This window comes from Guyparkeria halopsychrophila (genome assembly GCF_044582135.1).
In the GTDB taxonomy this organism is placed as follows: domain Bacteria; phylum Pseudomonadota; class Gammaproteobacteria; order Halothiobacillales; family Halothiobacillaceae; genus Guyparkeria.
Map to the genome: position 1 here is coordinate 1 of NZ_JBDODP010000027.1, position 24,432 is coordinate 24,432.

The 24,432-nt window shown below is 65.9% G+C and carries 13 protein-coding genes; 10 read left to right on the forward strand and 3 right to left on the reverse strand.

The annotated features are described in order from the left end of the window. The 7 genes from ABGV18_RS10475 to ABGV18_RS10505 all read left to right on the forward strand — a co-directional run. Positions 1-2,175: DUF1631 family protein (locus tag ABGV18_RS10475; RefSeq protein WP_396585994.1), on the forward strand; the 2,175-nt coding region annotated here is incomplete at its 5' end. Continuing rightward, the gene (locus ABGV18_RS10480) at positions 2,165-2,560 is read left to right on the forward strand and encodes a PilZ domain-containing protein (protein ID WP_396585995.1); all 396 of its coding nucleotides are present in this window, start codon (positions 2,165-2,167) and stop codon (positions 2,558-2,560) included. The genes ABGV18_RS10475 and ABGV18_RS10480, both read left to right, overlap by 11 nt. A 257-nt stretch (positions 2,561-2,817) precedes the next feature. After that, complete coding sequence (purL, locus tag ABGV18_RS10485; protein ID WP_396585996.1) at positions 2,818-6,747, forward strand: phosphoribosylformylglycinamidine synthase; 3,930 nt, start codon at positions 2,818-2,820, stop codon at positions 6,745-6,747. Between the two features lie 51 nt (positions 6,748-6,798). After that, complete coding sequence (locus ABGV18_RS10490; protein ID WP_396585997.1) at positions 6,799-7,707, forward strand: EamA family transporter; 909 nt, start codon at positions 6,799-6,801, stop codon at positions 7,705-7,707. Beyond that, positions 7,695-9,716, forward strand: a complete 2,022-nt coding sequence (locus tag ABGV18_RS10495; protein WP_396585998.1) for a UvrD-helicase domain-containing protein — start codon at positions 7,695-7,697, stop codon at positions 9,714-9,716. The genes ABGV18_RS10490 and ABGV18_RS10495 overlap by 13 nt, the downstream gene beginning before the upstream one ends. Before the next feature lie 150 nt (positions 9,717-9,866). Beyond that, positions 9,867-11,204 (forward strand): efflux RND transporter periplasmic adaptor subunit, encoded by a 1,338-nt coding sequence (locus tag ABGV18_RS10500; RefSeq protein ID WP_396585999.1) that lies wholly within the window; start codon positions 9,867-9,869, stop codon positions 11,202-11,204. Further along, entirely contained in the window at positions 11,201-14,338 is a 3,138-nt protein-coding gene (locus tag ABGV18_RS10505) for an efflux RND transporter permease subunit (RefSeq protein WP_396586000.1), read from the forward strand. Before ABGV18_RS10500 ends, ABGV18_RS10505 begins: the two co-directional genes overlap by 4 nt. Positions 14,339-14,452: 114 nt before the next feature. On the opposite strand, the gene ABGV18_RS10510 is transcribed toward ABGV18_RS10505, so the two are convergent. From ABGV18_RS10510 to ABGV18_RS10520, 3 genes are all read right to left on the reverse strand, one after another. Continuing rightward, complete coding sequence (locus ABGV18_RS10510) at positions 14,453-15,172, reverse strand: 3'-5' exonuclease (protein WP_396581546.1); 720 nt, start codon at positions 15,170-15,172, stop codon at positions 14,453-14,455. A 1-nt stretch (position 15,173) separates the two neighbouring features. Beyond that, positions 15,174-17,036, reverse strand: a complete 1,863-nt coding sequence (locus ABGV18_RS10515) for a DUF294 nucleotidyltransferase-like domain-containing protein (RefSeq protein WP_396586001.1) — start codon at positions 17,034-17,036, stop codon at positions 15,174-15,176. 95 nt (positions 17,037-17,131) lie between these two features. Further along, positions 17,132-18,139, reverse strand: coding sequence for an NAD-dependent epimerase (locus tag ABGV18_RS10520; RefSeq protein WP_396586002.1), 1,008 nt, complete (start codon positions 18,137-18,139; stop codon positions 17,132-17,134). A gap of 652 nt (positions 18,140-18,791) precedes the next feature. On the opposite strand from ABGV18_RS10520, the gene ABGV18_RS10525 reads away from it, so the two are divergent. The 3 genes from ABGV18_RS10525 to ABGV18_RS10535 all read left to right on the forward strand — a co-directional run bounded on the left by ABGV18_RS10525 (position 18,792) and on the right by ABGV18_RS10535 (position 23,634). After that, entirely contained in the window at positions 18,792-21,659 is a 2,868-nt protein-coding gene (locus ABGV18_RS10525; protein ID WP_396586003.1) for a ribonucleoside-diphosphate reductase subunit alpha, read from the forward strand. 85 nt (positions 21,660-21,744) lie between these two features. Beyond that, positions 21,745-22,920 (forward strand): ribonucleotide-diphosphate reductase subunit beta, encoded by a 1,176-nt coding sequence (locus ABGV18_RS10530; RefSeq protein ID WP_396586004.1) that lies wholly within the window; start codon positions 21,745-21,747, stop codon positions 22,918-22,920. Between the two features lie 282 nt (positions 22,921-23,202). Next, entirely contained in the window at positions 23,203-23,634 is a 432-nt protein-coding gene (locus ABGV18_RS10535) for a lysozyme inhibitor LprI family protein (RefSeq protein ID WP_396581541.1), read from the forward strand. The last annotated feature ends 798 nt before the right edge of the window (positions 23,635-24,432 follow it).

The following is a 24,432-nucleotide window of genomic DNA, read 5'->3' on the forward strand; positions in this document are numbered from 1 at the left end:
CAGGTCCGCGACGAATTGGCGCGTTTGATGGGCGCGGCATTGCACGAAGGCATCAAACGATTGTTTGCCCAGGTCGAACGGCAACTGTTCGACCAGGCCTCGTCGGCAACCGACAGCGATCAACGGGCCGAGGCGTTCGAGGCCATTGCCCATTCTCGAAGCGAGCAGGAGGCCTTCTATCGTGCCTTTGCCCAGACCCTGCTCGAACCGGCAGCCGACTGGCAACAAGCCGACTGGCATCAACTGATCGGCGACCGCACCCGTGCACTGAAATTTGAAGACCATCTCGCCGAGGCCGGTCAACGTTGCGGCATCGAGCACACCCAGTTCGAGGCGCGTGTCGGTCAACTGCACAACGATGACCCGGAGAACGTCCCCGCCGGGATGTTCACGCTCGAGTCGATCAGCCGCGCCTTTCTTGCCCAGACGCGCGAACTGCCCGATAGCGTTCGGTACCGATTGATCGCCCAGTGGGCCGAGCAGGTGCTGTTCCGCCTCACGCCGATCTACTCGGTACTCAATGACTACCTGATCCAGGTGGGCGTGTTACCCGGCATCAAGCGACTGCGCGACCCGCTGGCCGACTCGGCTCCTCTCGTCGCGCCACCCACCGCCCGGCCGACCGTGCCCGACGTACCGCAACACCTCGGCCCCTCACCCAAGGCACTGGCCGACCGACTGGAGCCATTGGTTCGCGCCAGCATAGGCGGGGACGACCAGTACCTGTTCCGCTTCGAGCGCGATCAGGACTGGCGCGCCGACGATTTCGCGGCCTTCATTCGCGACCGCCTCGAACCCACCCTGCCCGCCGGCAACTGGCCGGCCCGCAGCCGGGAAGTGATTCGACTGGTCGGCATGACCCTGGGCGACGTGCTCAATGATGGACTGATCGATCCGCGTCACCGCCGGCAGATCGCCACGCTGCAACTCGCGGTGTTGCTGCTCGCCTCGAGGGATCGGCATTTCCTCTCCGATGCCGATCACCCGATGCGCCGCATTCTCAACCTGCTCGCCCTGATCGGCTCGGACCCGGATCTCAAGCCGGACATCGAATCGACCGCGACCATCCTCGGCCCCATCCAGCAGACCGTGCTGGATAATCCCGCCGAGCTCGACGCGCTCGCCGAGCGCCTGCGCGACATCTCGCGCGGCAAGGCGATCGAATCGACCGAGCCGGCAATCACTCCCGCGCACGAGCGCCTGGCACAGATCGAAGAACGCTGCCGAGTCCGGGTTGGCAAGATCCTCGCCGGCCACACCAACGACATGCCCGTGCGCACGCCCACACGCGCCTTGCTTGTCGACGTGTTCGAGCCCTTCATGGTTCGCACCATGATCAACCAGGGCCGGCAAAGCGCCCCCTGGGCCGGGATCATCGGTCTGCTCCAGGAGGCACTGACCCTGCAACTCGACCCCACCCTGGGCCCGGAAGAGGTCAAGGCATTTGCCCGCGAGGCCTCGCGGGTGTTCAACGACCAGACCAGCGACGGTCTGCTCACCGATGAGCAGCACGCCCTCGACGCCTTCATCGAGTATCTCGACGCGCAAAGCCGCAACAGTCCGGACATGCCCGAGGCGCCAAGTACGAAATCAACGGCGACCGACCAATCGCCGACAAATGCCGTAATCGACGACCCGGCAACGGAGTCGTCTGCGGTCGACTCGCCAAGCACTCTCCCGCCGGTCGTCGAGGCGCAGTCGCCACCGGCAGCCTCGGCCACACCGAGTGCCGCCATCATTCCGGATCAAACCCAGGATCAAACCCCGGATGATGGCCCGACTGACGTGGATAACCTGGACAGACCGGCCCAGGACGCGACCCACAGCGCACCGGAACCCGCCGCCAGCGACATCCCCACCGACGGGCTGCTGCTTGCCTCGCTCGGTGTCGTTCAGGCATTTTTCCGGCAACAGGGCACAAGTGAGGAGTGGTTCGAGGTCTACACCGGACCCGGGCGTGCCCTGCGTCGCCTCAAAATTCGAGACCTCGATCCCGACAACGGCGTGGTCAGCTTTGCCAACCGCACGGGACAGGCCAAGCTAAATCTCCCCGTCGGCCAGGTGCTCGACGACCTGTTCGCCGATCGCACCCGGCCGGTCTTCGGCAACCCGCGGTTTGCCCGCGCGCTCGCCGACCTGCGCGACCGACTGGGGGAGCATCGCGATGAACACTGATTCCGCGAGCCGCCCTGATGATGACAAACACCACCGCGATCGCCGCGACTTCATGCGGCTCGACAAGACCGGCAACGGTCTGTTGCGCCTGCTTGGGGAATCTCACCCGGTCGGTCGGGGACGAATCATCGACATCAGCGCCAACGGGCTGAACCTCTGCTGCGATGTCGACTGGGCCGACCGAATCCAACCCGGCACCGGGGTCGAGGTGGTGGCTCGACTGGAAGAGAATGCCGAGCCGTTCTACCTGCTTGGCGAGGTCATCTGGTATCGACGCCTGGAAGATGACGAATGCCAGATCGGCATCGAACTGCCGATGCCCGAGGCAAAGCCTGATCTGCCGCGTAGCGACAATCGTGACTGGCGGGCCCTCTTCCTGGCCTGATCGCATGCGAAAGACGGCCTGAATACCATTCCCGCATTGACTGACGGCCGGTCCGACCCATCGATGGCCGCGCGGCGTGCACTAACTATTCGACAGGCCATTTCCCCCAGATCCTGCCGAGGTCGGCGACTGGCTGTTGTACAATTCGCGTCCTCAGCACGGACCGCCCTGCGAGCGCGTTTCGCGTCTTTAATTACGCGCGAGACCTGCTTGGGCACCTGACACACACCGACCCAGGCCACACGCCCGACCGACCTATGCGAATTATTACCGGTAACGCCGCTCGATCCCCGTTTCGCCTCGCCAAGCTCCAGCAGCGACTGGCGGCCATCCATCCCGGGATCGAGGCCGTGCACGCCCGGTTCGTGCACCTGGTCGACCGCACCGACGGCGGGCAGGTAGGCGAGGCCCGGCTCGAGGAACTCCTCGACTACGGCGAGCCGGTGGAAAAATGGTCGGATACCTGGCCGCGGATCGTGGTCGCGCCGCGCGCGGGCACCATCTCGCCGTGGTCGAGCAAGGCCACCGACATTGCGCGGATCTGCGGTCTGGACGGCATCGGGCGTATCGAGCGGGGCATCGAGTTCGCGGTATCCGGGCATTCGATCAACGTTGATGACTTCGACTGGCGTCCGGCCCTGCTCGAGGTGCTGCACGACCGCATGACCGAGTCGGTCTACAGCGATGAGGCGTCACTCGAGGCCCTGTTTACCCACGCGCAACCCGCGCCGCTGTCGCGTATCACTCTGGGTGACGATGCCGAGGGTGCGATTGCCGCGGCCAACCAACGCATGGGGCTGGCCCTCAGTGGCGACGAGGTCGATTACCTCGCCGACGCCTACCGTCGACTCGATCGCGATCCCACCGACGTCGAACTGATGATGTTCGCGCAGGCGAACTCCGAGCACTGCCGCCACAAGATCTTCAACGCCGGCTGGACCATCGACGGCGAGGACCGCGACCTGTCGCTGTTCGCGATGATCCGCAACACCCATCAGCGCCACCCCGAGGGCACGTTGTCGGCCTACAAGGACAACGCCGCGGTCCTCCAGGGCCAGGATGGCACCCGCTTTGCCGTCAATCCGGTCACCGGCAACTACGAGACGGTCGACGAACGCATCGACTTTCTCGCCAAGGTCGAGACCCACAACCACCCCACCGCCATCTCGCCCGATCCGGGTGCCGCCACCGGTGCCGGCGGCGAGATCCGCGACGAGGGCGCGACCGGCCGGGGCGGCAAGCCCAAGGCCGGCCTGAGCGGCTTCTCGGTCTCCAACCTGCGCATCCCGGAATTGCCGCAACCCTGGGAGGCGGCCACCGCGGACGTCGGCCGCCCGGACCGCATCGTCAGCCCGCTGGAGATCATGCTCGACGGTCCCATCGGCGCGGCGACATTCAATAACGAATTCGGACGCCCGGCGCTCGGCGGCTACTTCCGCACCCTGGAGATGAACACCGGCGAGGACGAAGGCGCGCACCAACGTCACGCCTGGGGTTACCACAAGCCGATCATGATCGCCGGCGGCGTCGGCGTGATCCGCCCCAACCTGATCGAGAAGGAACCCATCGCCCCCGGCCACCTGCTGATCGTGCTGGGCGGCCCGGCCATGCAGATCGGTCTCGGCGGCGGGGCCGCCTCCTCGCAGGACTCCGGTGCCGGCCACGCCGAGCTGGATTTCGCCTCGGTGCAGCGCGCCAACCCGGAGATGGAACGGCGCGTCCAGGAAGTGATCGACCGCTGCATCTCGCTCGGCGATACCAACCCGATCGTCTCGATCCACGACGTCGGCGCCGGCGGCCTGTCCAACGCCCTGCCCGAACTGATCAACGATGCCGGCATGGGCGGCAGCTTCGACCTGCGCCAGATTCCCAACGACGAGCCGGGCATGACGCCGCTGGCCATCTGGTGCAACGAGTCGCAGGAACGCTATGTGCTGGCGATCCAGCCCGGTGACCTCGAGCGCTTCGCCGCCCTGTGCGACCGCGAGCGCGCGCCGTTCGCGGTGGTCGGCACGGCCACCGCGGAACAGCACCTGCAGGTCGCCGACCCGCACTTCGGCGACAACCCGGTCGATCTGCCGATGCAGACGCTGTTCGGCCACCCGCCGAAGATGCACCGCGACGTCAAACACCAGCCGCACGCCGCCATCGAGCTCGATCTCGACGGCGTTGAAATCAACGCCGCGCTTGATCGAGTCCTGGCCCTGCCCGGCGTCGGTGACAAGAGCTTTTTGATCACCATCGGCGACCGCTCGGTCGGCGGCCTGGTCGCCCGCGACCAGATGGTCGGGCCGGCGCAGGTGCCGGTGGCCGACAGCGCGGTCACCTCGACCGATTTCTACCACCATCACGGCGAGGCAATGGCCATGGGCGAGCGCGCCCCGGTCGCCCTACTCGACGCCCCGGCCTCCGCGCGGCTGGCGCTGGCCGAGGTGGTCACGAATCTCGCCGGCACTGCTATCGACGGCACCGACCGCATCAAGCTGTCGGCGAACTGGATGGCCGCCTGTGGGCATGAGGGCGAGGACGCGCGACTGTTCGACACCGTGCGCACCGTCGGCATGGAGTTCTGCCCGGCACTCGGGATCAGCATCCCGGTGGGCAAGGACTCGCTGTCGATGAAGACCCGCTGGCAGGACGGCAAGACCGAAAAGACGGTCACCTCGCCGGTCTCGCTGGTGGTCACCGGCTTCGCCCCGGTGAGCGACGTGCGCCGCACGCTGACCCCGGAACTGGTCTCGGATACCGACAACCGCCTGTTCCTGGTCGACCTCGGGCTAGGTCAGAACCGCCTGGGTGGCTCGGCGCTCGCGCAGGTTTACAACGCGACCGGCTCAACCACGCCGGACATCGCCCCGGCGCCGCTCAAGGCATTCTTCGACCTGATCCAGGAGCTCAACCACCTGGGCTATCTCACCGCCTACCACGACCGCAGTGACGGCGGGGCGATCACCACCCTGCTGGAAATGGCCTTTGCCGGCCGCTGCGGGCTCGATCTCTCGATCGACGGAGTCGGCGGCGACCCCATGGCCGGCCTGTTCGCCGAGGAGGTCGGTGCCGTCTTTCAGGTCAAGGCGGGCGATGCCGCGTTCATCCGCGAGCAGTTCGAGGCCGCCGGATTGGGCGAGGCCCTGATCGAGCTGGGCCGCGCGGTCGCCAAGCCGCAGGTCCACGTCGAATGGCGCGGCAAGACCGTGATCGACCGCACATTGACCGATCTCAAAGCCATCTGGTCGGCGACCTCGTTCCACCTGTGCGCCCTGCGCGACAACCCGGAAACCGCCGAACAGGCCTATGCCGCGGCGACCGACCTGGACGACCCGCAACTCGCCGGCGCCGAGGCGCGCTTCGATGTCAGCGAGTCGCTCGCCGCGCCGATGATCGCCACGGGCACCCGCCCCCGGATCGCGATCCTGCGCGAACAGGGCGTCAACGGCGAGATCGAGATGGCCGCCGCCTTCACCGCCGCCGGCTTCGAGGCCGTCGACGTGCACATGGCCGACCTGATTGCCGGACACCACGATCTGACCGACATGAAGGGCCTGGTCGCCTGCGGTGGCTTCTCCTTCGGTGACGTGCTCGGCGCCGGCTCGGGCTGGGCGCACGCGATCCGCTACAACGATCGTGCCCGTGACGCCATGCAGGCGTTCTTCGAGCGCGACGACACCTTCGGCCTGGGCGTGTGCAACGGTTGCCAGATGTTCTCGCAGTTGGGCGACCTGATCCCGGGCGCCGGTCACTGGCCGCGTTTCCTGCGCAACCGCTCCGAGCAGTTCGAGGCGCGCCTCTCACTGGTCGAAGTGCCGCAGTCGCCGTCGGTGCTGCTGGCCGGCATGGCGGGCAGCCGCCTGCCGATCACGGTCGCCCACGGCGAGGGTCGGGTGGCCTACCGCCGGCCGGAAGACGCCGAGCAGGCGTTCACCGCCCTGCGCTACGTTAACGGCCACGGCATCGCCACCGAACAATACCCGGCGAACCCCAACGGCTCGGCCGCCGGCGAGACCGGCTTTACCACCGAGGACGGGCGCTTCACCATCATGATGCCGCACCCCGAACGCGTCTGGCGGGCCAGCCAACTCTCCTGGCGTCCGGATCGCTGGTCAACCGATCAGCGCGACCCGGACACCGATCGCGGACCGTGGCTGCGCCTGTTCGAGAACGCGCGGGCCTGGGTCGACGGCTCGTGACCTCCGGCATGAACCGCCAACCTCTACGGCGCACCTGACGTGTCGCCCGCGATGACAGCGGGCGAGCGTGTCCCGCCCACGCTCATCCTGATGTCGGGCTCCACCCTGTGGGGCCTGACCTGGATCTGGCTCAAATACGCCCACGCGCTGGGTATCGGCCCGATCCTGCTCACCGTGATCGCCTACGCCGCGCAATGGCTGATCGTCCTGCCGTTCGCCTGTCGCGCCTGGCACGATCCGACCCGTCCGCCGATCAGCCGCCTGAACTGGGAATGGCTTGCCCTGCTGGCCTTCGCCGCCGGGGTCTCGGGCGTGGGCTTCACCATGGCGATGGTCTACGGCGACGTCGTCCGCTCGATGATGCTCTTTTTCCTGATCCCCGCCTGGGGCGTGCTCTTCGGCCGCTTTTTCCTCAAGGAACCGCTGACACCCGCCCGCGTGCTGGCGGTGATCAGTGCACTGGCAGGGGCATTCCTGATCCTCGGGCCGGACTTCGGTAACGGCCTGCGGGCCGCGGACCTGTTCGCGCTGATCGCGGGCTTTACGCTGGCCGCGGCCAACACCCTGTTCCGGTTTCTCCACGAGCAGCCCATCCCGATCAAGCTCACCCTGATGCAGGGCTCGACCATGGTGCTCGGCCTGATTGCCTGGTCCGTCTCCAGCGAGTTCGGCGTGACCCCGACGCTCTCGGCGGTGGGTAGCAGTGCACTCTACGGGGCGACCATGCTGCTGGCCGCCGTGCTGGCCACGCAGTACGCCGTCGAGCGCCTGCCCGCTTCGCGCACGGCCATCCTCATGACCTTGGAGCTTCTGGTGGCCGTCGCCTCGGCCACCTGGCTGGGCGATCGCATCCACGGTGCCCATATCTGGATCGGCGGCGCGCTGATTCTCACCGCCGCCCTGCTCGAGGCGGCCACCGCCCGTCCCCACCGTCCCCCGTTGGCCCCATGCAAGGGCTGAACCCGGAACAACAGGCCGCCGTGCGGCACATCGACTCGCCGCTGCTGGTACTGGCCGGCGCCGGGTCGGGCAAGACGCGCGTGATCGTGGAGAAGATCGTCCACCTGATCGAGTCCAAGGGCGTGCCTGCACGCGGTATCTGGGCGGTGACCTTCACTAACAAGGCCGCCCGCGAGATGGGCGAACGGATCGGCAAACGCCTACCGGCCGAACGCCGCCGCGGGCTCAATATCTCGACCTTCCACACGCTCGGGCTGAACCTGATCCGCCGCGAGATCCGCACGCTCGGCCTGCGCCCCGGGTTCACCGTCCTCGATGCCGAGGATAGCCTCAACCTGATCAAGTCGCTGCTGCAGCAGAACGACTCGGCCGCGGGCATGATCGAGCCCAAGGAGGCGCAGTGGCAGATATCGCAGTGGAAGAACGACCTGCTCACCCCAAACCAGGCCGCGGGAATCAGCGCCGACGAGGTGCAGGCCGCCTGCGCCTCCCTCTACAGTGACTACGCCCGCCAACTGACGGCCTGCAACGCGCTCGATTTCGACGACCTGATCAAGCGCCCGGTCGAACTGCTGCGCGACGATCCCGAGGCCCGCGAGCGCTGGCAGCACCGGGTGCGTTACCTGCTGGTCGACGAATACCAGGACACCAACGCCAGCCAGTACGAACTGGTCCGCCTGCTGGTGGGCAAGCTCGGCCGCCTGACGGCCGTGGGCGACGACCACCAGTCAATCTATGCCTGGCGCGGGGCGCGGCCGGAAAATCTCGTCCATCTAGCGCGCGATTTCCCGGGGCTGACCACCGTCAAGCTCGAGCAGAACTATCGCTCGGTGAACACCGTGCTCACCGCGGCCAACCAGCTGATCGCCAACGACCCGACCACCCAGCCCAAGACGCTCTGGAGCGCGGTGGGCCCCGGCGAAGCGCACCGGGTGCTGGTCTGCGATACCGCCGAGGACGAGGCCGAGCGCATCGCCACCGACATCCTGCACCGGCACTTCAAGGACGACTCGCCCTACCGCAACTTCGCCATCCTGTTCCGGGGCAACCACCAGGCGCGACTGATCGAGCAGCAGCTGCGCAAGCTCTCGATCCCCTACATCCTCACCGGCGGGCAGTCGTTCTTCGAACGCGCCGAGGTCAAGGACGCCATGGCCTACCTGCGCCTGATGGCCAACCCCTCCGACGATGCCGCGTTGCTGCGCATCATCAACACCCCACGACGCGGCATCGGCCCGACCACCCTCGAACGCCTGGGGCAGATCGCCCGCGAACGCCACGTCCATCTCGCGGCCGCCGCCCGATCGGTGACCGCCGCCCAACGAATCGATACCCGCGTGCACCACCAGCTGACCCAGTTCCTCGACTGGCTGGACGCCACCCGGGCGCGCATGGACCAACAGCCCGCCGCCGAGGCGATGCGCAGAATGCTCGAGGAAATCGACTACTTCGGCTATCTGCGTGAACAGGAAAACAGCGCCAAGGCCGCCGAACGTCGCTGGACCACCCTGCAGGATTGGCTTGAGTGGACCGAGCGGATCGCCGTGGACAACGACAGCGGTGAGTCGCTTTCGCTGACCGAGCTGGTGCAGAAGATGAGCCTGCTGGGCATCCTCGAGCAGAAGACCCGCGACCAGGACGACAACGCCGTGCGCCTGCTGACCCTGCACGCCGCCAAGGGCCTGGAGTTCCCGCATGTCTATCTCACGGGCATGGAGGAAGACCTTCTGCCCCACCACGACTGCCAGGAAGAGGAGCGGCTGGCCGAGGAGCGCCGCCTGTGCTTCGTCGGCATTACCCGCGCCCAGCGCAGCCTGACCTTCACGCTGACGCGGCGACGGCGACGGTACGGGCAGTGGCGCGACGTGCAGCCCAGTCGCTTTCTCGAGGAGGTCGAAGCCGACCTGCTCCGCTGGGAAGGCATTGGCGTTCAGAAAAGCGACGAGGAAAACCGGGCGACCGCCGCCGAGGCGATGACGGCGATCCGTGCCATGCTGGGCAAGTCGTAAGGACACTACATGACGGATTAGTTTTACTGATCTGTCATTAGCCGATCGGCGCAAACCCCGAGGCGATTTGCTATGCTTCGGGCGCTCGATTCAGTGATTGCCACCCGATCACCCCGTCCAGTTGCCAGCGCGAAGGACCAGCGGAACACCATGCAGCCATCCGATACCCCGACACGCTCCCCCCGACAGCGGCGCTGGCTGTTTCGTTTCCTGCTTCCCCTGCTGATCCTCGCCATCGCCATCGCGGCCTTTCTCGCTCTGAAGGCCAGTCGCCCCGACGCGCCCCAGCCCATGCCAGAGGAGCGCGCGTGGCTGGTCGAGACCATGCAAGTCGAGCCGGCCACACGACACCCTGTACTGACCCTCCACGGCGAGGTCGCCAATCCCGACCGGCTCTCGATCAATGCCCCGTTGTCCGCGCGCGTCGCCGCCGTGCCGGTCGAGGACGGCGAGTCGGTCACCGAAGGCACCCGCTTGGTCGAACTCGATCGCCGGGATTTCGAGCCGGCCCTGTCACGCGCCAAGGCCAATCTCGCCGATCTCGAGGCGCAGATTCGCGAGGTGCGCGCGCAACACGAATCCGATCGGCAGGCGCTGGCCCTCGAACAGCAAATCGTCGAGAACGCCGAGACCGCCCTGTCGCGGACTCGCAACCTCCAGGGTCGCAACCTTACCTCGCAAGCCGACGTCGACACCGCCCGAGACACCCTCAGCCAGGCCCGACTCGCGCTCAATACCCGGCGCGAGCGCTTGTCGACATTCGATGCCCGTATCGCCGGGCTCGAGGCCCGACGTGACGCCGCCGAGGCGGACGTGATGGCGGCGGAACGAGACCTGGAGCGCGCCCGCGTCGCGGCCCCCGCCGACGGCCTGGTCGGCAACGTCGAGGTCACGCCGGGGGCCCAGGTCGGCGCCAATGCCACCCTGTTGAGCTTCTATCCGTGGAGCGGCTTCGAGTTGCGCGCCCTGATCCCCTCCACGCGGGTCGCGGTCATGCTCGAGGCCCTGCGCGCCGGCAATCCGCCCCAGGCCCGGGCACGCGAAACCGACGCAGCACGCGAAACCGACGCAGCACTCGAGCTCGAACGCATCGCCGCCGAGGCGAGCGGTCAGGGGGCCACCGGGCTGTTCCGCTTCGTCGACCCCAACGATTCACTGCGCACCGGCCAGGTGCTCACCATCGAACTCGAGATGCCCGCCATCGATGAGGCCGTCGCGATCCCCCACAGCGCCCTGTACGGCAACGATCACGTCTACCGCATCGACGAGGAACGGCTCGAACGCGTGCAGGTCGAGCGGCTGGGCGAATACCGCGGTGATGACATGTCCGGTGATAACGGCACCCTGCTCGTGCGCGCCCCGTCGCTGTCGCCGGGCGACCGCCTGGCCACCACGCAGCTGCCCAACGCCGTCGACGGCCTGAAGGTGCGCTGGGAGGCCGATGACGCCGAATCGGATGGCACCGGCGGCACCGAGGCGACGGAATGACCGACGGGCAACCGCAGGGCATCCTGGAGCGCTTTGCCCGTCACCGGGTGGCCGCGCACCTGGTGATGCTGCTGATGATCCTCGGCGGGCTGTTCGCCATCTCGCGGATGAACATCCAGTTTTTCCCCAATTTCGCGGTCGACATCGTGAATGTCTCGGTGGTCTGGTCCGGCGCCTCGGCCGAGGACGTCGAGCGCGGCATCACCAACCCGCTCGAGGAGCGCCTGCGCGCCGTGCCGGACGTGGACACCATGACCTCCACCTCCGCGCAGGGCATTTCCACCATCACGCTGGAATTCCTGCAGGGCACCGATCCGGTGCTTGCGCTCAACGACGTGCGCGAGCAGGTCGACACCTTCCGCAACTTCCCGGCCGACGCGGAAAATCCGCAGATCAGTCGGGCCCCCAAATTCGATCCGGTCGCGCGACTGCTGGTCTACGGCGATGTCGAGCGTAGCGCGCTGCGCCAGTGGGTCGATCGCTTCGAACGCGAGCTGATCGACCGGGGCATCGACCGGGTCGCCGTCAACGGCATCCCCCAGCAGCAGATTGCCATCGAGGTGCCCTCGGCCTCGCTGGTGTCGCTGGGACAATCCCTGCCGCAGCTATCTGAAACCATCGATGCCCTATCGCGCGACGTACCGGCGGGCGAGTTCGGCAGCGCCGATGGTGGACGCGAACTGCGCGCCGTCGAGCAACGCCGCCGCCCACTGGAATTCGCCAACCTGTCGGTGATCAGCAGCCCGCAGGCCCGACTGGACCTCGACCAGATCGCCCACATCCTGCAGGAGCCGCGCCGGGATTCGCTGCTGATGCGCTTTGATGGCATGCCGGCGGCCGAACTGGTGCTCCAGCGCGCCGAGCACGGCGACAGCCTCGAGTCGGCGCGCGCCCTGCAGCAATGGATCAACGAGACCCGCCCGACCCTGCCGCCCGGCTTGCACCTCAAGGCCTATGACCAGTCCTGGCAACTGATCCGCGATCGAATCAATCTGCTGGTCACCAACGGGGCGGGTGGCCTGATCCTGGTCCTGGTCCTCTTGTACCTGTTCCTGCCCGGGCGGGTGGCCTTCTGGGTGGCGGCGGGCATCCCGGCGGCATTTCTCGCCGCGCTGGCGATCCTGTGGCTGATCGGCGGGTCGATCAACATGATCTCGCTGTTCGCGTTGATCATGGCCCTGGGCGTGATCGTGGATGATGCCATCGTGGTGGGCGAGGATGCCGATGCGCACTTTCGCCACGGCGAGGCACCCCTGCTCGCCTCGCAAGGGGCCGCCCGGCGGATGTTCTGGCCGGTAATGGCCTCGTCGCTGACCACCATCGCCGCCTTCATGCCGCTGCTGGTGGTCGGCGGCACCATCGGCCAGATCCTGCGCGACATCCCGGTGGTGATGATCTGCGTGATCGGCGCCTCGCTGGTCGAGGCCTTCCTGGTGCTGCCCGGTCACCTGCGCGGCGCCTTCAGTGGTCGACATCGCGACGACGAGCTCGAGCACCGCCAACCCGGCCGCATGGCTCGGTTCCGCGCCGGCTTCGATCGCCGCTTCGATCACTTCCGTCAGCGCCACTTCCGCCCCGCGGTGCGCTTCGCCATCGGCCATCGGGCCGTCACCCTGGCCACCGCCGTCGGCACCGTCATCATCGCCGTCGGGCTGCTCGCCGGCGGACGGCTGGGCTTTACCTTCTTCCCCACCCCCGAATCGCAGATCGTCTACGCCAACGCCACCTTCGTCGCCGGCACCGACCGCGAGCGCATGGTCGGCTTTATGGACGAGCTGGAACGCAGCCTCAGCGAAACCGAGGAGGAGCTGGGCGAGACACTGGTGCAGACGGCGATCACCCGCCAGGGCGGCACCATCGGCGCCGAGAGCGGCACCCAGGGCGACCAGCTCGGCTCGATCCTGATCGAACTGGTCGAGCCGGACGCCCGCAGCACCCGTAATGCCGAGTTCATCCGCACCTGGCGGGAGAATACCCGCGTGCCGCCGGGCATGGAGAACTTCTCGATCAGCTCGCGCCAGGGCGGTCCGCCGGGTGCCGATCTGACCGTGCGCCTCAAGGGCGGGACCACCGACGATCTCAAGGCCGCGGCCGTCTCGCTGGCCGAGTCCCTCAAGGGCGTGCCGGGCGTGGTCGATGTCAGCGACGACCTGCCCTACGGCCGCCAACAGATCACCTTTTCGGTCAATGCCCAGGGGCGGGCGCTGGGCCTGACCACCCGCGATGTCGGCAACCAGCTGCGCGCGGCCTACGACGGCGCGCTCAGCCAGATCTTCCAGTCCGGCCCGGATGAGGTGGAGGTGCGCGTATTGTTGCCGCGCGCCGAACGCCGCCGGATCGGCTCGCTCGAGGACCTGAGCATCCGCACCGATGACGGCAATTTCGTGCCGGTTCGGCAGGTAGTCGAGCTTGGTTCGCAGCGTGGCTTCGAGGCCATCCGCCATGCCGAGGGGGTGCGCGCCGTGGAGGTCTCCGCCGAGATCAACCGCGCAATGGCCAACGCCGAGAACCTGCGAGCCTCGCTCGAGCGCGAGACCCTGCCGGATCTAGCCAGCCGCCACGGCATCGGGTACAGCTTCGAGGGGCGCCAGGCCGACCAGCGCGAGACCATGGCGGACATGAAGTTCGGTCTCTACCTGGGGCTGGCGCTGATGTACATCGTGCTGGTCTGGGTGTTCTCCGCCTGGACCATGCCGCTGATCGTCCTGACGGTGATTCCGTTCGGCCTGGTCGGGGCGATCTTCGGCCACTGGGCGATGGGCATCGAGCTGACCATCCTGTCGCTGTTCGGCCTGTTCGGCCTGTCGGGGATCGTGGTCAACAACGCCATCATCCTGGTGGCCTTCTACCGCGACCAGCTCGCTGCCGGGCTGTCGGTGGACGAAGCGCTGGAACAGGCGGCCGTGCAACGTCTGCGCGCGGTAATGCTGACCTCGCTGACCACCATCGGCGGGCTGACCCCGCTGCTTTTCGAGACATCCTTGCAGGCCCAATTCCTGATCCCGATGGCCACCTCGATCGCCTTCGGCCTGGGCTACTCCACCCTACTGGTGCTGTTCGTCATCCCCGCCCTGCTCTCCCTGCGCGAGAGCATCAACCAGCGGGTGATGCCGGGGCAACGCGCATCGGCGTAGGCCCTTTCAGGGGACATTCGCGCCTGAAGGCGCTCCTACCGATCTAATTTCGCGGTAGGAGCGGCTTTAGCCGCGAAAGGGCTTCAGCATCCCGACACTCGAACTGGCCTAAACTCAAAGCACTGACAATAACCGCCGCACCGACAACCGCCCCTTGGGCGACACCCGGTCCTGGCAAAGTGCCGAGTGCAGCTCGGCGGTGGCGAGCGCGTCGATCAGGGCGTGGTGCGCGTGGTAGCGCGGCAGGTGGTAGCGGCCACGCAGGGCGTCCAGGCGCAGCTCGCCCGGGCCGTGATGCAGGTGGCGGCGTTCGAAACCCTGCCGGGCCAGCTGCAGGGTGTCGATCACCGGGATGGCGAGCCCCGCCCCAAAGTGCCGCCGACAGGCGGCATTGAGAAACGCGATCTCGAAACGGGCATTGTGCGCCACCAATATGCGCCCGGTCAGTGCCTCGAGCACCAGACCCAGCGCCTCGCGCTCGGGCAACCCCTCGGCGGCGGCATCGTCGGTGATGCAATGAATCACCGCGCTCTGCTCGGGGATACCGATCATCGGGTTGATCAGCTCGTGCTCGGCCGTGGCCAGATCGATCGTCGGGCCGCGCATCACCACCCATCCCACGCTCAGCAGGCGATCCTGCCCCGGATCAAGCCCGGTGGTCTCGAAGTCGAGCACCAGGAATTGGCCTTCGCGCCAGTCGGCATCCAAGTCCGCCACGGGGCTGTCAAGAAAATGCGCCAGGGGCGACTCGTCGGCCACGCGTCGACGGTGATAGCGCCGGCGCATGGCGAGCCAAGTGCCGTGCGGAAACCAGGACAGGCGAAGACGCGCCATCTCAGCGGGTGCCGCTGACGTCGAAGTGGGTGCGCACCCAGCGCTGGTGGTCATCGACCACCCGGAAGGCATCGCGCAGGTGATCGCGCTCCAGGCCGGAGAGCTGTTCCGGGTCGAGCCGGTTGTCGAGTGGCTCACCCCGGCGCACCTGACGCGCCTGGTGGCGGGCACGCAGCACGTAGAACAGCCGCCAGGCATCCGCTAGCCCGGCGGCGGCCTGATCCGACATGCCGCCGGCGCGGGCCGCCGCCTCCAGGCGACGGACGGTATGCAGTTCCGGCAACCCCAAGCTGACCGCGTGCAGGCGGGCGAGATCGGCGATCGGCATCAAGCCATAACGCTTGAGGTCGAGCCGCTCATCGTGCTGCTCGTCGTTCACCACCACCAACCGGCGGAAAAAGCCCAGCGGCATGCGGATGGCCAGCGCGTTGTTCGCCAGGCGGCGCTGGAAGATGGTGTTCTCGCGCGCCGCCGGACGCACCTTGTCCCAAAGCAAGTCGAGCAGCGACTCACGTCCGGCCACCACCCGCATGTCGAAGAAGTTGGTCGCCAGCATCACCGAGTGCGGCTCGGGCTGCTCGATCCAGTCGCGAAACTGCGCCTGCCAACCGGCCACGGGCTGGCGCCAGTCGGGCGTGGTCGCCATGGTGCCGCCCGGACAGGGCTCCAGACCAGCCGCGGCGAGACCATCGGTGACAAAGCGGGCAAAGCGCTCGAACCAGTCGCCGTGCTGCCCCGGCTCGAAGGCATCGTCAAGAATCAGCGCGTTGTCCTGGTCGGTGAACGCCGTCTGCTCGCGCCGACCCTGGCTGCCCAGTGCCGCCCAGGCCCAGGCAATCGGCGCCAGACCGAGCGCCTGCTCGGCCAATTCGGTCAGCCGACGCGTCATGGCATCGGTGACCGTGACCATCGCCTCGCCCAGCGGCTCGGCCTCCGCGCCGATGGCGACCAGCTGCGCCTCCAGATCCGGCAGGCGCGATCCCACCCGCGCGATCGCCTCGACGTCCGGGGCCGCCATCGCGTCCCGCACCAGGTGGATCGAGTGCGTGCCCTGGTGGCGCAACAGGTCGGAGGTCGACAAGATGCCCACCAGCGCACCGTCGTCGGCGACGACCGGCAGGTGATGGATATTGTGCCGCGAGAACAGCAGCGAGGCCTCGAAGGCCGAGGCGGTCGGGGCGACGGTGATCAGGGTCTCGGTCATGATCTCGCGCAGTGGCGCCTCGACCGAGACACCCGCCGCAATGCAGCGCCGACGCAGGTCCCGATCGGTGACCAGCCCCACCAGTTGGCCGTCCTCGAGCAACAACAGCGCCGAGACCTGTGCCTCGGTCATGATCTCGGCGCCTTGGCGAATGGGGGTGTCCGGCGTGGCGGTGATCGGTTCGCGTCGCAGCAGCGATTCCACCGACGCGGCCATCAGCGACTCCGGACGACCACCCTGCCCCAACTCGCTCAGCGCCCGCTCCAGGCGCTGGCGACGCGTGCGCTCGAAGCGCCACGCGAATGCCGGGTGGGCCTCGACCAGCTCCTCGAACGCCGGCAACGGCAACTGGTAGAACAGGCTGTCCTCGACCACCGCTACCGTGTCCGGTTTTTGCTCGTCCGCCTCGTCGCTCTCGAGGTAGAGATCGGTCTCGCCGAGTTTCTCGCGCAGACGACCGTCGGGCTCGCGCACCGCCAGCGCGCCACTACGCACGATCCACAGGCCGGGCTCGGCATCGGGGGGCGGAAAGGGACGACCACGGCGCAGGTAGCGCACCGTCAGCCGGCGTGGCAACGCGTCGAGCGCGGCCGCGGGCAGCTCGGCGAAGGCCGGCACCTCGGCAATGAAATCGCGTATTTCCCAGAGTTCCGCGGCCATCTCGGCTCCTTGCCGGCGGGGCCCGCCATTCAGCCGGCCCCGGTTTGAGCACGCCCCCGGATCGGGGCGTCAGTGTGTCCGATCAGCAGTCCCCATCAAACGCCATAGTACCCGCGATACCACTCGACGAAACGGGCCACGCCCTCCTCGACCGGCGTGCTCGGCGCGTAGCCGACATCGGCCTTCAGATCGTCGACATCCGCGTAGGTATCCGGTACGTCGCCCGGCTGCATCGGCAGCAGGTTGAGCTCGGCCTTCTTGCCGGTCGCCTCTTCGATCAGCTCGATGTAGCGCAGCAGTTCGACCGGGCGGTGGCTGCCGATGTTATAGACCCGCCAGGGGGCGAACGAGGTGCCGGAATCGGGGTTCGCGGCGCTCCAGTCGGGGTTGGACGTGGCGACATGGTCGAGCGTGCGGATCACGCCCTCGACGATGTCGTCGACGTAGGTGAAGTCGCGCCGATGGTGGCCGTGGTTGTACACGTCGATCGGCTTGCCTTCGAGGATGTTCTTGGTGAACTTGAACAGCGCCATGTCCGGCCGGCCCCACGGCCCGTAGACGGTGAAGAAACGCAGGCCGGTGGTGGGCAGGTTATAGAGCGAGGCGTAGGTGTGCGCCATCAGCTCGTTGGCCTTCTTGGTCGCGGCATACAGCGACAGCGGGTGGTCGACGTTGTGATGCACCGAGAACGGCATCTCGCTGTTCGCGCCGTAGACCGAGCTCGACGAGGCGTAGACCAGGTGCGCCACCCCGTTATGCCGACAGCCCTCGAGGATATTGGTGAATCCGACCAGGTTGCTGTCGACGTAGGCATGCGGGTTCTCGATCGAGTAGCGCACCCCGGCCTGGGCGGCGAGATGCACCACGCGCTCGGGCTGGAGGCGCTCGAACAGCGCGGCCATGCCCGCTCGGTCGGCCACGTCCAGCTTCTCGAAGGAAAACCCCGGCTGTTCGGTCAGCCGGGCCAGGCGCGCCTCCTTGAGGCTCACGTCGTAGTAGTCGTTGAGGTTGTCGAGACCGACGACCTCGTCGCCGCGTTCGAGCAACCGTGCCGACAGCGTCGAGCCGATGAAACCGGCCGCACCGGTGACAAGAATCCGCATGCCTTCTCCCTTGAGCTGATGGGGCGGCCCGCGCCGGGCGCGGGCTCGCTATGCCAGTGATTATGCCTGTCGCGGTCACCCCCTCCAACCGGGGCCAGGAGAAGGGTCGGCGTCGATCCATTGGCCCAGGCGAAACACCTCCGGTGCGCCCCTGTTGGGGGCCACCCCCCAAGGCTGGAAGACAAAAATTTTTTTCGGACCCGACGGTTTCATTGATGACGGGGTGGACCACTCACCGAACAGCCGTGCGGGGACGCGGGCTTACCGGCTTTTCCACCGGGTTTATCCACAGGCTGTGCACCGCTTGCCCAGAACCTTCCCCCAGGCTGCCCACCAACTAATACACAGCATATAGTGGTATTGACTCCATCAGAGCACAGTATTTGCGATTTTCCCAGTTGACTTTGTTCGACCAGCGACCACAATCAAGGCCTTCGAGGGGGCAACGATCGACCCGGTCGCCACCCCCGGATGCGCACCGGCAACGGCCCATCGGCCCGCCGGTCGACCAGACAAGGGCCGGGCATCGCAGCACGGCCCGCCGCGTTCGGGGTTTCCGGGGCGCGGGAAGGACCACCATCGACACCACAAGGAATCGGCGCCCCGCCCACAGCGGGCCTTCGAACCAGAACACAGAGGACGGACCAGCGGCATGAGCACCAGTCAGACAGTAGAAACCCCGACCCAGGCCTATCACGAGAACGCGGGCAGCGGGACCAGCGGCATCGAGAGCGCCGCGGCCGCCCCGGGCCAGGTACGAGTCATTCGTCGTAACGGCAAGCTGACCGCCTACGATCCGTCCAAGGTCAAGGTCGCCATGACCAAGGCCTTCCTCGCCGTCGAGGGGGGTGGCGCTGCGGCCTCCGGACGCGTCCACGAGACGGTCGAGTCGCTGGTCGCGCTGATCGACCAGGCGCTCAAGCGTCGCCTGCCGGGCGGTGGCACCGTCCACATCGAGGACATCCAGGACCAGGTCGAACTGGCGCTGATGCGCGAAGGCCACCACAAGGTCGCCCGCGCCTACGTCCTCTACCGTGAGCAGCAGGCGCAGAAACGCGCCGCCGAACTCGCGGAAGAGCAGGAAGAGGCGCCGCAGACCACGACGATCCACGTCACCCATTTCGACGGCACGCGCGCCCCGCTGGACACCATCCGTCTCAAGCGACTAGTCGACGAGGCCTGCAGCGAGCTCAAGGGCGTCGACAACCAGCGCGTCTACGACGAGACCGTCCGCAACCTCTACGACGGTGTGGCCGACCACGAGGTGGGCACCGCGCTGGTGATGAGCGCACGCACCCTGATCGAGATCGACCCGGCCTACTCCCAGGTCGCCGCCCGCCTGCTGCTCGACTCCATGCGCACCGAGGCGCTGCGTTTCGTGCACAACCCGGTGACCGCCTGCACCCAGGCGGAGATGGCCAACATCTACCCGGACTACTTCAAGGAATACATCAAGGCCGGCATCGAGCACGAGTTGCTCGACCCGACCCTGCAGCAGTACGACCTCGACCGCCTGGGCCAGGCCATCGATCACGAGCGTGATCTGCAGTTCACCTATCTGGGCCTGCAAACCCTCTACGACCGCTACTTCCTGCACCAGGACGACGTGCGCTTCGAGCTGCCGCAGGTCTTCTTCATGCGCGTGGCCATGGGGCTTGCGATCAACGAGATCGACCGCGAAGAGCGTGCGATCGAGTTCTACCGCCTGCTGTCGTCCTTCGACTTCATGAGCAGCACCCCGACGCTGTTCAACTCCGGCACCCTGCGCCCGCAGCTGTCGAGCTGCTATCTCACCACCGTGCCGGACCACCTCGACGGCATCTACGGCTCGATCCGCGACAACGCGCTGCTGTCCAAGTTTGCCGGCGGCCTGGGCAACGACTGGACCCGCGTTCGCGCGCTGGGCAGCCACATCAAGGGCACCAACGGCAAGTCGCAGGGCGTGGTGCCGTTCCTCAAGGTGGCCAACGACACCGCCGTGGCGGTCAACCAGGGCGGCAAGCGCAAGGGCGCGGTCTGTGCGTACCTCGAGACCTGGCACATGGACATCGAGGAATTCCTCGATCTGCGCAAGAACACCGGTGACGACCGCCGCCGCACCCACGACATGAACACCGCCAACTGGGTGCCGGACCTGTTCATGAAGCGTGTCGCCCAGGAAGCCGAGTGGACGCTGTTCTCGCCGGCAGAGACCCCGGACCTGCACGACCTGTCCGGCACCGCCTTCGAGAAGGCCTACGAGGCCTACGAGGCCAAGGCAGAACGCGGGGAGATCAAGAACTTCCGCAAGATTCCTGCGGTGAACCTGTGGCGCCGGATGCTCTCGATGCTGTTCGAGACCGGCCACCCGTGGATAACCTTCAAGGACCCGTGCAACCTGCGTTACACCAACCAGCACGCCGGCGTGGTGCACAGCTCGAATCTCTGCACCGAGATCACCCTGCACACCAACGACTCCGAGATCGCCGTGTGCAACCTCGGCTCGGTCAACCTCGCGCAGCACACCACCGAGGAAGGCATCGACGAGGAAAAGCTGGCCCAGACCGTCAAGACGGCCATGCGCATGCTCGACAACGTGATCGAGTACAACTACTACTCGGTGCCCCAGGCGCGCAATTCCAACCTGCGCCACCGCCCGGTGGGCCTGGGGATCATGGGTTTCCAGGATGCGCTCTACAAGCAGAAGCTCGCCTACGGCTCCGACGAGGCGATCGAGTTCGCCGACCGCTCCATGGAGACGGTCAGCTACCACACGATCTCCGCCTCCAGCGATCTCGCCGCCGAGCGTGGCCGCTATGCCAGCTACGAGGGCTCGCTGTGGAGCCGCGGCATCCTGCCGATCGACTCGATCGAGCTGCTGGCCGAATCGCGCGGTGAGTACCTGGAGATGAACCGCGACCAGACCCTGGACTGGAACGCCCTGCGCAAGAAGATCAAGAAACAGGGCATGCGCAACTCCAACACCATGGCGATCGCACCGACGGCGACCATCTCGAACATCTGCGGCGTGTCGCAGTCGATCGAGCCGACCTTCGAGAACCTGTTCGTCAAGTCGAACCTCTCGGGCGAGTTCACCGTGGTCAACCCCTACCTGGTCCGCGATCTCAAGGATCTGGGCCTGTGGGACGAGGTGATGGTCAACGACCTCAAGTACTTCGACGGCTCCGTGCAGGCGATCGACCGCGTGCCGGACGAGCTCAAGAAGCTCTACGCCACCGCCTTCGAGATCGACCCGCGCTGGCTGATCGAGGCCGGTTCGCGCCGCCAGAAGTGGATCGACCAGGCCCAGTCACTGAACCTGTACATGGCCGAGCCGTCGGGCCCGAAGATCGACAACATGTACAAGCTCGCGTGGGTGCGTGGCCTCAAGACCACCTACTACCTGCGGGCTGCCTCCAAGACGCGGATCGAGAAGACCACGATGAACAAGCTCGACGGCAAGCTGCGCGGCGTGTCCGCCGAGCCAGCCGGCCCGCAGGCCTGCGCCATCGACGATCCCGAGTGCGAGGCCTGCCAGTAAGGCTTCCGCCGATTTATTGGAATACCGCCGGGCAGTCGCCCTGCCCGGCCCGGTGCAACCACCGGAAAAAGAGAAGGAGAGACACATGCTCGATTGGAATGACCCGCTGAAGAAAGGCAACGACGAATCGGCCCCCGACACCAACGTGATGCCGGCCGCCTACGATGACGGCCAGGAGCACCACTTCGACCCGTCGGCCGCCGAGGGCGCCGACCAGACCGGTCTGGGTGGCATCGAGGCCAACGCCGGGCGCGTCGACGTCTCGGAAAAGCGCATCATCAACGCCACCGCCGACGTCAACCAGCTGCTGCCGCTGAAATACCAGTGGGCCTGGGAGAAGTACCTCGCCGGTTGCAACAACCACTGGATGCCCACCGAGGTCTCCATGCAGGCCGACCTCGCCCTGTGGAAGTCCAAGGACGGCTTGACCCAGGACGAGCGCAACATGGTGATGCGCAACCTGGGCTTTTTCGCCACCGCCGAGAGCCTGGTCGCCAACAACATCGTGCTGGCCGTCTACGAGCAGGTCACCAACCCCGAGTGCCGCCAGTACCTGCTGCGCCAGGCCTTCGAGGAAGCGGTCCACACCCACACCTTCCAGTACATCGTCGACAGCCTGGGTCTGGCCGAGGGCGAGCTGTTCAACATGTACCGCGAAGTGCCGTCGATCACCGCCAAGGACTCCTGGGCACTCAAGTACACCCAGGATCTCTCCGAAGGCACCTTCAACACCTCCACGCAGGAAGGCGCCCAGAACTTCCTACGTGACCTGGTCGCCTTCTACGTGGTCTTCGAGGGCATGTGGTTCTACACCGGCTTCGCGCAGATCCTGAGCCTCGGCCGTCGCAACAAGATGACCGGCATCGCCGAGCAGTACCAGTACATCATGCGCGACGAGTCCATCCACCTGAACTTCGGCATCGACCTGATCAACCAGATCAAGATCGAGAACCCGGAACTGTGGGGCGACGCCTTCCAGCACGAAGTGCACGAGATGCTGCGCGAGGCCTGCGAACTCGAAATCGACTACGCCCGCGACACCATCCCCAACGGCCTGCTGGGCCTGAACGCCGAGATGTGCGAGGAGTACATGCACTTCATCACCAACCGCCGTTGCAGCCAGATCGGCCTGGCCGAGCTCTACCCGGGCGCGACCAACCCATTCCCGTGGATGAGCGAGGTGGTCGACCTGAAGAAGGAGAAGAACTTCTTCGAGACTCGGGTGACGGATTATCAAACTGGGGGCGCCCTGACCTGGTAAGCCAGAACGAACAAACCCGCCGAAAGGCGGGTTTTTTGTCCATCAGGACGGGAGACCATTCAGTCATGGCAATAAAAACACGCTGTGACCGCCGAGCAGGAACCTTCGAAAAGAAAACCGGCCTGCCACCGGAAACCATCAGGACCCCAGTGGGCGGAACCATGATGGGTCGATATGGCCATTCTTTTAAGCACAGGCTGCTATAGCAGCTAACAAATGCAGGCAAGGGGACGCTCCTGACGTCGCGCCCTTGCCGCAAAGCGTTACATTAATGGAAATGATATGAAAAAATTCAAAATAACAATGTTCGTTTTCTTCATCTTTTCAGCAGGTCAGTCATACGCTGGAAACTCACAGTCGTGCCTCCAAGCAGCCATGACGCAAACCCAACTTAATCAATGCGCTGGCGTGACTTACGATGCAGCAGACAAAGAATTAAATAGAGTCTACAAAAAAATCCGAGAAATCTACAAAGATGACAAACTATTTTTAGAAAAAATGAAGCAGGCACAGTTAGCTTGGATTAAGCTTCGTGATGCTGATTTCGAAATGATGTATCCACACCACAATGAACACCATTATTATGGCAGTTCATTTCCTATGTGCTCCTCAATGTACAAGACTAGACTTACCCTGGATCGAGTTGCCTATTTGAAAACTTGGCTCAATGGAGCAGAAGAAGGTGATGTTTGCAGTGGGTCACTTATGCAGTGATCACAATCTTCGAGATTTAATGAAAAAGTAATATAACACGGCGCTCAAAATGGAAGCCAATTCCGCTGCGCTCGATTGTTAAAAGGGGTTAGAAGTATTTAAACCGCTTCTGAAGATTTCGCACGCATTCAACGCAAGTACGCATCACCACCTCACGGTGCCAAGCGCGCGAGGCACTTTCTCTTGCTTGCCCAAGAGAAAGTGCCCAAAGAGAACGGCACCCCTCGCCCTTGGCCCTGCGGGCTTCCCTCCCGTCCGGGGTGCCGCGGACGGGTCGGTTCGACGCGACGTCGTGTCGCGGCGAACCTCGGCGCCACATCCATGTGGCGCCGACCCTGCGGCACCCCGGCCGCTCGGCAAGGGCGAAGGGGAATCTCGTGGCTGATGACTCGGTGCCACATCTTTGTAGGTTGGGCTTTAGCCCAACAATCCGTACAGATGAACAGTCGCCCTATCGGGCGACGTTGGACTGTAGTCCAACCTACATGGGGCTCTGTGGGAGCGGCCCTTGGCCGCGAAAGCCGCCGCGCGGCTGTCCTGCGTTCAAGCCGGCAACACGGTTAATCCACACCAAGGGATACGCAGTCGCCACCCCCGGGGCCCCTGCGCCTTGCCTCGTCGCCGCTGGGTTGCAGGGTCTGGGCGGCATGGACGCCGCCCAGAGGTTCGCCGCGACAGGAGGTCGCGTCGAACCGGGCCCGACAGCAAGCCAGCGCTGACGAGGGAAGCCCGAAGGGCCAAGGCATGGGGTGTCCTTGTCTTTGGGCCCTTTCTATTGGACAAGCAATAGAAAGGGCC